Source organism: Escherichia sp. MR, assembly GCF_005280595.1.
GTDB lineage: Bacteria > Pseudomonadota > Gammaproteobacteria > Enterobacterales > Enterobacteriaceae > Escherichia > Escherichia ruysiae.
The window spans coordinates 1-10,914 of record NZ_SZVK01000078.1; the positions used below are offsets into that span (position 1 = coordinate 1).

11 protein-coding genes and 2 tRNA genes are annotated in these 10,914 nt (G+C 48.6%); all 13 read left to right on the forward strand.

Annotated features, from left to right (window positions below):
* Positions 1 to 1,627: 1,627 nt before the first annotated feature.
* The 13 genes from cydA to FC814_RS21190 all read left to right on the forward strand — a co-directional run bounded on the left by cydA (position 1,628) and on the right by FC814_RS21190 (position 10,913).
* A complete protein-coding gene (cydA, locus tag FC814_RS21130; RefSeq protein WP_010345240.1) occupies positions 1,628 to 3,196 on the forward strand; it encodes a cytochrome ubiquinol oxidase subunit I in 1,569 nt (522 codons plus the stop codon).
* A 15-nt stretch (positions 3,197 to 3,211) separates the two neighbouring features.
* Positions 3,212 to 4,351 (forward strand): cytochrome d ubiquinol oxidase subunit II, encoded by a 1,140-nt coding sequence (cydB, locus tag FC814_RS21135; RefSeq protein ID WP_000568271.1) that lies wholly within the window; start codon positions 3,212 to 3,214, stop codon positions 4,349 to 4,351.
* A 14-nt stretch (positions 4,352 to 4,365) separates the two neighbouring features.
* Positions 4,366 to 4,479: a cytochrome bd-I oxidase subunit CydX gene (cydX, locus tag FC814_RS21140; protein ID WP_000270281.1), complete on the forward strand. Its 114-nt coding sequence runs from the start codon at positions 4,366 to 4,368 to the stop codon at positions 4,477 to 4,479.
* Positions 4,479 to 4,772 carry a cyd operon protein YbgE gene (gene ybgE, locus FC814_RS21145; protein ID WP_000034602.1) on the forward strand — a complete coding sequence of 98 codons (294 nt, stop codon included), beginning with the start codon at positions 4,479 to 4,481 and terminating at the stop codon, positions 4,770 to 4,772. Before cydX ends, ybgE begins: the two co-directional genes overlap by 1 nt.
* A 149-nt stretch (positions 4,773 to 4,921) precedes the next feature.
* Complete coding sequence (gene ybgC, locus FC814_RS21150) at positions 4,922 to 5,326, forward strand: tol-pal system-associated acyl-CoA thioesterase (protein ID WP_001098372.1); 405 nt, start codon at positions 4,922 to 4,924, stop codon at positions 5,324 to 5,326.
* Entirely contained in the window at positions 5,323 to 6,015 is a 693-nt protein-coding gene (tolQ, locus tag FC814_RS21155) for a Tol-Pal system protein TolQ (RefSeq protein ID WP_000131314.1), read from the forward strand. The genes ybgC and tolQ overlap by 4 nt, the downstream gene beginning before the upstream one ends.
* Before the next feature lie 3 nt (positions 6,016 to 6,018).
* Positions 6,019 to 6,447, forward strand: coding sequence for a colicin uptake protein TolR (gene tolR, locus FC814_RS21160; protein ID WP_000090099.1), 429 nt, complete (start codon positions 6,019 to 6,021; stop codon positions 6,445 to 6,447).
* 64 nt (positions 6,448 to 6,511) lie between these two features.
* Complete coding sequence (gene tolA, locus FC814_RS21165; RefSeq protein WP_137326423.1) at positions 6,512 to 7,789, forward strand: cell envelope integrity protein TolA; 1,278 nt, start codon at positions 6,512 to 6,514, stop codon at positions 7,787 to 7,789.
* A gap of 132 nt (positions 7,790 to 7,921) precedes the next feature.
* Complete coding sequence (gene tolB / locus FC814_RS21170) at positions 7,922 to 9,214, forward strand: Tol-Pal system beta propeller repeat protein TolB (protein WP_137326425.1); 1,293 nt, start codon at positions 7,922 to 7,924, stop codon at positions 9,212 to 9,214.
* 34 nt (positions 9,215 to 9,248) lie between these two features.
* The gene (pal, locus tag FC814_RS21175) at positions 9,249 to 9,770 is read left to right on the forward strand and encodes a peptidoglycan-associated lipoprotein Pal (RefSeq protein WP_001295306.1); all 522 of its coding nucleotides are present in this window, start codon (positions 9,249 to 9,251) and stop codon (positions 9,768 to 9,770) included.
* Positions 9,771 to 9,779: 9 nt separating this feature from the next.
* A complete protein-coding gene (gene cpoB / locus FC814_RS21180) occupies positions 9,780 to 10,571 on the forward strand; it encodes a cell division protein CpoB (protein WP_137326424.1) in 792 nt (263 codons plus the stop codon).
* 164 nt (positions 10,572 to 10,735) lie between these two features.
* Positions 10,736 to 10,811 (forward strand) — tRNA-Lys (locus tag FC814_RS21185).
* Between the two features lie 26 nt (positions 10,812 to 10,837).
* Positions 10,838 to 10,913: transfer RNA gene (locus FC814_RS21190), tRNA-Val, on the forward strand.
* The last annotated feature ends 1 nt before the right edge of the window (position 10,914 follow it).

The window sequence follows — 10,914 nt, forward strand, 5'->3', positions numbered from 1 at the left end:
CCATTTGATCATATGACAAGATGTGTATCCACCTTAACTTAATGATTTTTACCAAAATCATTAGGGGATTCATCAGTGCCTTGCAGCATTATCAACTGTCGTATGCGGAAAAAAATAAGCCCTCTTATGAAGAAGCTATCGCACGTGTAAAAGCAAAAATGTAAATCAGCTGTATTTTGAGGGCAACTGATGATGCCCACTGTTTACGAACATTTTATTTTCCGGTTACACAGTTTCCTGATTTGACCTGCGTGAGAGGCGCAGGTCATTAATCATTTCAAACGTGAACTACGGTCGAAAATATTATTTCAGTATGAATTAATATATATTTTTTTTGGGGGCTTTATAAGTAGCTGGTGCTTCTTTACAATGCGATTGTATAAAAAACTTTTTTAATATAATTAGATATATCACTCGATGTACTACTGAATTATCAACTATTACTTTAAGGTTCAGTAGTCGTAAAGCTGTATCTCCAGATAATTAAATTTCTGACATCTTACAATATCATCATATTCAAATGGTTAAATTAAGAATATTACACAGCCAAAACAGGCAGATTAAAGCAATCTATTAGATGTTGCAGAACAACCTTGATTCCAACGGCGAAATCGCTGCTGCTCATATGGAGCTGAATATCACTCAGTTCATGCTTGATGAGTCGATATCGCTATATCCATAGATAGAGGAGAGTACAATCGCATCAACGCCAATCACATGTGTTGCTTTCTTCATGGGGAGTCCTCTGTAAGGCAGAGAGTTAATATTTTTTAGACAAGGTAGCGTGTATCCGAGAATATCCGGTGTTTTCTAACGCCTGGTTATAATTCCGTTTGGTTGTTTCGTATCACTGCTATAACAATTTCTCTTGATTTTCAATCGTTGAGCGAATCATTGAATACCGATCGGGAAATATCAATACCATATATAATTTCTTTTGAAAATTCTTGTTCTATCTGACTATACCGAAGACATCTATTTCTTTTCGTGATTATTACCAGAAAAACAATAAGTGACGGATTTACAGTATGTTGCTCATAAAGACAACAATCAATTAACTTTGATAAAAATTTGTTATGTGAAATAGCAACAAATTGGCTACTCTAATCAATTAGGATTACAAAAAGCCGATAAGGCGGCTCTGTTAAATAAAATACTGGTTTTTTATCTATATATTTCCATGTTGGTAATTTTACTGTGTTATTTGGTTACAATAAATTAACAATAAAATTACTAGTGGCTCATGATTTACACATAATTAACATATCCGATTGATTTTGATATAAATCAATTTTTAATTCTTGAAAAAAATCTGCAAAACGAGATAAATTGTCGTAGATCAAATTGGTGAGATGGTGACAATTTCGCTATAAATTGATCACTGTCGAAAAATGCAATTTTGCTCAATAAAAACCTGTTTATTGTAAGGATTTTGCGGCGTAATATAATTACGGGATCAATTTGGTTTATTCATTAACATATTTGTAACTTTTTTATCATTGTCTTTCCTCTTTTGATGAAATGGCAACGGTAGGGGCGAGCAAATAATTTTGTATTGGGGCATGCGTGTGACCCTTTCTAACGGGGTTCACTCTCGGAGTCTTCATGCGATGAGCAAGGAGTCATGATGTTAGATATAGTCGAACTGTCGCGCTTACAGTTTGCCTTGACCGCGATGTACCACTTCCTTTTTGTGCCGCTGACGCTCGGTATGGCGTTCCTGCTGGCCATCATGGAAACGGTTTACGTCCTTTCCGGCAAACAGATTTATAAAGATATGACCAAGTTCTGGGGCAAGTTGTTTGGTATCAACTTTGCTCTGGGTGTGGCAACCGGTCTGACCATGGAGTTCCAGTTCGGGACTAACTGGTCTTACTATTCCCACTATGTGGGAGATATCTTCGGTGCGCCGCTGGCAATCGAAGGTCTGATGGCCTTCTTCCTCGAATCCACCTTTGTAGGTCTGTTCTTCTTCGGTTGGGATCGTCTGGGTAAAGTTCAGCATATGTGTGTCACCTGGCTGGTGGCGCTCGGTTCAAACCTGTCCGCACTGTGGATTCTGGTTGCGAACGGCTGGATGCAAAACCCAATCGCGTCCGATTTCAATTTCGAAACTATGCGTATGGAGATGGTGAGCTTCTCCGAGCTGGTGCTTAACCCGGTTGCTCAGGTGAAATTCGTTCACACTGTAGCGTCTGGTTATGTGACTGGCGCGATGTTCATCCTCGGTATCAGCGCATGGTATATGCTGAAAGGTCGTGACTTCGCCTTCGCAAAACGCTCCTTTGCTATCGCTGCCAGCTTCGGTATGGCTGCCGTCTTGTCTGTTATTGTTCTGGGTGATGAATCTGGTTACGAAATGGGCGATGTGCAGAAAACCAAACTGGCTGCTATTGAAGCCGAGTGGGAAACTCAACCTGCGCCTGCCGCCTTTACTCTGTTTGGTATTCCTGATCAGGAAGAGCAGACGAACAAATTTGCGATCCAGATCCCTTACGCGCTGGGTATTATCGCAACGCGTTCCGTGGATACACCGGTTATCGGCCTGAAAGAACTGATGGTGCAGCACGAAGAACGTATTCGTAACGGGATGAAAGCGTACTCTCTGCTCGAACAACTGCGTTCTGGTTCCACCGATCAGGCTGTACGTGACCAGTTCAATAGCATGAAGAAAGACCTCGGTTACGGTCTGCTGCTGAAACGCTATACGCCAAACGTGGCAGATGCGACTGAAGCGCAGATTCAACAGGCAACCAAAGACTCCATTCCACGTGTAGCGCCGCTGTACTTCGCGTTCCGTATCATGGTGGCGTGTGGCTTCCTGCTGCTGGCAATTATTGCGCTCTCCTTCTGGAGTGTCATCCGCAACCGCATTGGCGAGAAAAAATGGCTGCTGCGCGCTGCGCTGTACGGTATTCCGCTGCCGTGGATTGCTGTAGAGGCGGGCTGGTTCGTTGCTGAATATGGTCGTCAACCGTGGGCTATCGGTGAAGTGTTGCCTACCGCAGTAGCGAACTCGTCGCTGACTGCAGGCGATCTCATCTTCTCGATGGTGCTGATTTGCGGCCTGTATACCCTGTTCCTGGTGGCAGAATTGTTCTTAATGTTCAAATTTGCACGCCTTGGCCCAAGCAGCCTGAAAACCGGTCGCTATCACTTTGAGCAGTCTTCAACGACTACTCAGCCGGCACGCTAAGACAGGAGTCGTCAAATGATCGATTATGAAGTATTGCGTTTTATCTGGTGGCTGCTGGTTGGCGTTCTGCTGATTGGTTTTGCAGTCACTGACGGTTTCGACATGGGGGTGGGGATGCTCACCCGTTTCCTCGGTCGTAACGACACCGAGCGTCGAATTATGATTAACTCTATCGCGCCACACTGGGACGGTAACCAGGTATGGCTGATCACCGCAGGCGGCGCGCTGTTCGCTGCCTGGCCGATGGTCTATGCCGCTGCGTTCTCCGGCTTCTATGTCGCGATGATCCTCGTGCTGGCGTCTTTGTTCTTCCGTCCGGTCGGTTTTGATTACCGTTCCAAGATTGAAGACACCCGTTGGCGCAACATGTGGGATTGGGGCATCTTCGTAGGTAGCTTCGTTCCACCGCTGGTGATTGGCGTAGCATTCGGTAACCTGTTGCAGGGCGTACCGTTCAACGTTGATGAGTATCTGCGTCTGTATTACACCGGTAACTTCTTCCAGTTGCTTAACCCGTTCGGCCTGCTGGCAGGTGTGGTGAGCGTAGGGATGATCATTACTCAGGGCGCGACCTATCTGCAGATGCGTACCGTGGGCGAACTGCACCTGCGTACCCGTGCAACAGCTCAGGTGGCGGCGCTGGTGACACTGGTCTGCTTCGCACTGGCTGGCGTATGGGTGATGTACGGTATCGATGGTTATGTCGTGAAATCGACAATGGACCATTACGCAGCCTCTAACCCGCTGAATAAAGAAGTGGTTCGTGAAGCTGGCGCATGGCTGGTTAACTTCAACAACACGCCAATTCTGTGGGCTATTCCGGCACTGGGTGTGGTTCTGCCGCTGCTGACCATCCTGACTGCACGTATGGATAAAGCCGCATGGGCGTTTGTGTTCTCCTCCCTGACGCTGGCCTGCATTATCCTGACTGCCGGTATCGCAATGTTCCCGTTTGTGATGCCGTCCAGCACCATGATGAACGCAAGTCTGACAATGTGGGATGCAACTTCCAGCCAGCTGACTCTTAACGTCATGACCTGGGTTGCGGTGGTTCTGGTTCCGATCATTCTTCTCTACACCATCTGGTGTTACTGGAAAATGTTCGGACGTATCACCAAAGAAGATATTGAACGTAACACCCACTCTCTGTACTAAGTAAGGAGCTAATAATGTGGTATTTCGCATGGATTCTGGGAACGCTTCTTGCCTGTTCATTTGGGGTAATCACCGCGCTGGCGCTTGAGCACATCGAATCAGGTAAAGCCGGTCAAGAAGACAGCTAATGAGCAAGATTATCGCAACCTTGTATGCGGTAATGGACAAGCGCCCTCTGCGGGCGCTTTCCTTCGTGATGGCGCTTCTGTTAGCAGGATGTATGTTTTGGGATCCATCACGTTTCGCCGCGAAGACCAGTGAACTGGAAATCTGGCATGGTTTATTGCTGATGTGGGCCGTCTGTGCTGGCGTGATTCACGGCGTGGGTTTTCGTCCGCAGAAGGTTCTTTGGCAAGGGATTTTTTGCCCACTGCTTGCCGATATTGTTCTCATTGTCGGGCTGATTTTCTTCTTCTTTTAAATCAGAATTCTCTTTAAAAATTTATGGACCTTCAACAGTCCATAAATTTTTACGCTCCCTTAACTTGCCCTCATTCCCAAACCTCAATCGCACGCGTATAGTAGCAGCGTTTAAAAGTTCTAACTTTTGTTGCATTACCGGGATGTAAAGTGAATACAACGCTGTTTCGATGGCCGGTTCGCGTCTACTATGAAGATACCGATGCCGGTGGTGTGGTGTACCACGCCAGTTACATCGCTTTTTATGAAAGAGCACGCACAGAGATGCTGCGTCACCATCACTTCAGTCAACAGGCGCTGATGGCTGAGCGTGTTGCCTTCGTGGTACGTAAAATGACGGTGGAATATTACGCACCTGCACGGCTCGACGATATGCTCGAAATACAGACTGAAATAACATCAATGCGTGGCACCTCTTTGGTTTTCACGCAACGTATTGTCAACGCTGAGAATACTCTGCTGAATGAAGCCGAGGTTCTGATTGTTTGCGTTGACCCACTCAAAATGAAGCCTCGTGCGCTTCCTAAGTCTATTGTCGCGGAGTTTAAGCAGTGACTGACATGAATATCCTTGATTTGTTCCTGAAGGCTAGCCTTCTGGTTAAACTTATCATGTTGATTTTGATTGGTTTTTCAATCGCATCCTGGGCCATTATTATCCAGCGGACCCGTATTCTGAACGCTGCGGCGCGTGAAGCCGAAGCGTTTGAAGATAAATTCTGGTCTGGAATCGAACTTTCTCGCCTCTATCAGGAGAGCCAGGGAAAACGGGATAATCTCACTGGTTCGGAACAAATCTTTTACAGCGGGTTCAAAGAATTTGTGCGCCTGCATCGTGCCAATAGCCATGCGCCGGAAGCCGTAGTAGAAGGGGCCTCACGAGCGATGCGTATCTCGATGAACCGTGAACTGGAAAATCTGGAAACGCACATTCCATTCCTCGGTACGGTAGGTTCCATCAGTCCATATATTGGTCTGTTTGGTACAGTCTGGGGGATCATGCATGCCTTTATCGCTCTTGGCGCAGTGAAGCAGGCAACGCTGCAAATGGTTGCGCCCGGTATCGCAGAAGCGTTGATTGCGACGGCAATTGGTCTGTTCGCCGCAATTCCAGCGGTAATGGCTTATAACCGCCTCAACCAGCGCGTAAACAAACTGGAACTGAATTACGACAACTTTATGGAAGAGTTTACCGCGATTCTGCACCGCCAGGCGTTTACCGTTAGTGAGAGCAACAAGGGGTAAGCCATGGCCAGAGCGCGTGGACGAGGTCGTCGCGATCTCAAGTCCGAAATCAACATTGTTCCGTTGCTGGACGTACTGCTGGTGCTGTTGCTGATCTTTATGGCGACAGCGCCCATCATTACCCAGAGCGTGGAGGTCGATCTGCCAGACGCTACTGAATCGCAGGCGGTGAGCAGTAACGATAACCCGCCAGTGATTGTTGAAGTGTCTGGTATTGGTCAGTACACCGTGGTGGTTGAGAAAGATCGTCTGGAGCGTTTACCCCCAGAGCAGGTGGTGGCGGAAGTGTCCAGCCGTTTCAAGGCTAATCCGAAAACGGTCTTTCTGATCGGTGGCGCAAAAAATGTGCCTTACGATGAAATAATTAAAGCACTGAACTTGTTACATAGTGCGGGTGTGAAATCGGTTGGTTTAATGACGCAGCCTATCTAAGCATCTGCGTTTCCCTTGCTTGAAAGAGAGCGGGTAACAGGCGAACAGTTTTTGGGAACCGAGAGTGTCAAAGGCAACCGAACAAAACGACAAGCTCAAGCGGGCGATAATTATTTCAGCAGTGCTGCATGTCATCTTATTTGCGGCGCTGATCTGGAGTTCGTTCGATGAGAATATAGAAGCTTCAGCCGGAGGCGGCGGTGGTTCGTCCATCGACGCGGTAATGGTTGACTCAGGTGCGGTAGTTGAGCAGTACAAACGTATGCAAAGCCAGGAATCAAGCGCGAAGCGTTCCGAAGAGCAGCGCAAGATGAAGGAACAGCAGGCTGCTGAAGAACTGCGTGAGAAACAAGCGGCTGAACAGGAACGCCTGAAGCAACTTGAGAAAGAGCGGTTAGCTGCTCAGGAACAGAAAAAGCAGGCTGAAGAAGCCGCTAAACAGGCCGAGTTAAAGCAGAAGCAAGCGGAAGAGGCGGCAGCGAAAGCGGCAGCAGATGCCAAAGCGAAGGCCGAAGCGGATGCCAAAGCAGCCGCAGAAGCTGCGAAGAAAGCGGCTGCAGACGCGAAGAAAAAAGCGGAAGCAGAAGCCGCCAAAGCCGCTGCTGAAGCACAGAAAAAAGCCGAGGCTGAAGCCGCTAAAGCTGCTGCGGCGCAGAAGAAGAAGGCGGAAGCAGCAGAAGCCGCAGCAGCAGAAGCGAGAAAAAAAGCGGCTGCCGAAGCTGCTGAAAAAGCGAAGGCCGAAGCTGAGAAGAAAGCAGCGGCAGAAAAAGCTGCTGCTGATAAGAAAGCGGCAGCAGAGAAAGCCGCAGCCGAGAAAAAAGCAGCAGAAAAAGCGGCTGCTGAAAAGGCTGCTGCTGATAAGAAAGCAGCTGCAGAAAAAGCCGCCGCAGACAAAAAAGCGGCAGCGGCAAAAGCAGCCGCTGAAAAAGCCGCTGCAGCAAAAGCTGCCGCAGAGGCAGATGATATTTTCGGTGAGCTAAGCTCTGGTAAGAATGCACCGAAAACCGGTGGTGGGGCGAAAGGGAACAATGCTTCGCCTGCCGGGAGTGGTAATACTAAAAACAATGGCGCATCAGGCGCAGATATCAATAACTATGCCGGGCAGATTAAATCTGCTATCGAAAGTAAGTTCTATGACGCATCGTCCTATGCAGGCAAAACCTGTACGCTGCGCATAAAACTGGCGCCAGATGGTATGTTACTGGATATCAAACCTGAAGGTGGCGATCCCGCACTTTGTCAGGCTGCGTTGGCAGCAGCTAAACTTGCGAAGATCCCGAAACCACCAAGCCAGGCAGTATATGAAGTGTTCAAAAACGCACCATTGGACTTCAAGCCGTAATCGCGATGTTGACCGTCACGGCGGTTAACATCAAACATCGGTTGTCGCTGGGTTCTGGTAGTTTTGTGTATTTGAGTTTGTTAACATTCTGCTAAATTATCGTGGGCTATCTGTCCAGATAAGGGAGATATGATGAAGCAGGCATTACGAGTAGCATTTGGTTTTCTCATACTGTGGGCATCAGTTCTGCACGCTGAAGTCCGCATTGTGATCGACAGCGGTGTAGATTCCGGTCGTCCTATTGGTGTAGTTCCTTTCCAGTGGGCAGGTCCTGGCGCGGCACCCGAAGATATTGGTGGCATCGTTGCTGCTGACTTGCGTAACAGCGGTAAGTTTAATCCGTTAGATCGCGCTCGTCTGCCACAGCAGCCGAGTAGTGCGCAAGAAGTTCAACCTGCTGCATGGTCTGCATTGGGCATTGATGCTGTCGTTGTAGGTCAGGTCACTCCGAATCCTGACGGCTCTTACAATGTTGCTTATCAGCTGGTTGATACCGGCGGTGCGCCGGGTACTGTACTTGCTCAGAACTCATATAAAGTTAACAAGCAATGGCTGCGTTATGCTGGTCATACCGCCAGTGACGAAGTGTTTGAAAAACTGACCGGCATTAAAGGTGCGTTCCGTACCCGTATTGCCTACGTTGTTCAGACCAATGGCGGTCAGTTCCCGTATGAACTGCGCGTATCTGACTATGACGGTTACAACCAGTTTGTGGTTCATCGCTCACCGCAGCCGCTGATGTCTCCGGCGTGGTCACCGGATGGCTCTAAACTGGCATATGTCACCTTCGAAAGCGGTCGTTCCGCGCTGGTCATCCAGACGCTGGCAAATGGCGCTGTACGTCAGGTAGCTTCATTCCCTCGTCACAATGGTGCGCCTGCATTCTCGCCAGACGGCAGCAAGCTGGCATTCGCTCTGTCGAAAACCGGTAGCCTGAACCTGTACGTAATGGATTTAGCTTCTGGTCAGATTCGTCAGGTGACTGATGGTCGCAGCAACAACACCGAACCGACCTGGTTCCCGGACAGCCAGAACCTGGCTTTCACTTCTGACCAGGCCGGTCGTCCGCAGGTTTATAAAGTGAATATCAACGGCGGTGCGCCACAACGTATTACCTGGGAAGGTTCGCAGAACCAGGATGCGGATGTCAGCAGCGACGGTAAATTTATGGTAATGGTCAGCTCCAATGGTGGACAGCAGCACATTGCCAAACAAGATCTGGTAACGGGAGGCGTACAAGTTCTGTCGTCAACGTTCCTGGATGAAACGCCAAGTCTGGCACCTAACGGCACTATGGTAATCTACAGCTCTTCTCAGGGGATGGGATCCGTGCTGAATTTGGTTTCTACAGATGGGCGTTTCAAAGCGCGTCTTCCGGCAACTGATGGACAGGTCAAATTCCCTGCCTGGTCGCCGTATCTGTGATAATAATTAATTGAATAGTAAAGGAATCATTGAAATGCAACTGAACAAAGTGCTGAAAGGGCTGATGATCGCTCTGCCTGTTATGGCAATTGCGGCATGTTCTTCCAATAAGAACGCCAGCAATGACGGCAGCGAAGGCATGCTGGGTGCCGGCACTGGTATGGATGCGAACGGCGGCAACGGCAATATGTCTTCCGAAGAGCAGGCTCGTCTGCAAATGCAACAGCTGCAGCAGAACAACATCGTTTACTTCGATCTGGACAAGTACGATATCCGTTCTGATTTCGCTCAAATGCTGGATGCACACGCAAACTTCCTGCGTAGCAACCCGTCTTACAAAGTCACCGTAGAAGGTCACGCGGACGAACGTGGTACTCCGGAATACAACATCTCCCTGGGTGAACGTCGTGCGAACGCCGTTAAGATGTACCTGCAGGGTAAAGGCGTTTCTGCAGACCAGATCTCCATCGTTTCTTACGGTAAAGAAAAACCTGCAGTACTGGGTCATGACGAAGCGGCATACTCCAAAAACCGTCGTGCGGTACTGGTTTACTAAGAGAATTGCATGAGCAGTAACTTCAGACATCAACTATTGAGTCTGTCGTTACTGGTTGGTATAGCGGCCCCCTGGGCCGCTTTTGCTCAGGCACCAATCAGTAGTGTCGGCTCTGGCTCGGTCGAAGACCGCGTCACTCAACTTGAGCGTATTTCTAATGCTCACAGCCAGCTTTTAACCCAACTCCAGCAACAACTCTCTGATAATCAGTCCGATATTGACTCCCTGCGTGGTCAGATTCAGGAAAATCAGTATCAACTGAATCAGGTCGTGGAGCGGCAAAAGCAGATCCTGTTGCAGATCGATAGCCTCAGCAGCGGTGGCGCAGCGGCGCAATCAACCAGCGGCGATCAAAGCGGTGCTGCGGCATCAACGAAGCCAACAGCTGATGCAGGTACTGCGAATGCTGGCGCGCCGGTGAAAAGCGGCGATGCAAACACGGATTACAATGCAGCTATTGCGCTGGTACAGGATAAATCCCGCCAGGATGACGCAATGGTGGCATTTCAGAATTTCATCAAAAATTACCCTGATTCAACTTACCTGCCAAACGCCAATTATTGGCTGGGTCAGTTAAACTACAACAAGGGTAAGAAAGATGATGCGGCCTACTATTTTGCTTCGGTGGTGAAAAACTATCCGAAGTCACCGAAGGCTGCGGATGCGATGTTTAAAGTTGGCGTCATCATGCAGGACAAAGGTGACACCGCGAAAGCGAAAGCCGTGTACCAGCAGGTTATCAGTAAATACCCTGGGACTGATGGCGCAAAACAGGCGCAAAAACGTCTGAACGCGATGTAATGCATAACACACGACCAGAAGTCGCATTATTTCTGGTCGTGTCGTGCGAATCATAAGCAGTTGAGTGATCTCCATCGAAATTTTTGTTGCGCTCAAATCTGAAATCAGTAATATATGCCGCCGTTGCCACGGGATATCAAACAACTCGAAAGCAACGCAAAAGTGGGTCGTTAGCTCAGTTGGTAGAGCAGTTGACTTTTAATCAATTGGTCGCAGGTTCGAATCCTGCACGACCCACCACTTTAAGTAGTATCCAGCGTAGTATCGGGTGATTAGCTCAGCTGGGAGAGCACCTCCCTTACAAGGAGGGGGTCGGCGGTTCGATCCCGTCATCACCCACCAC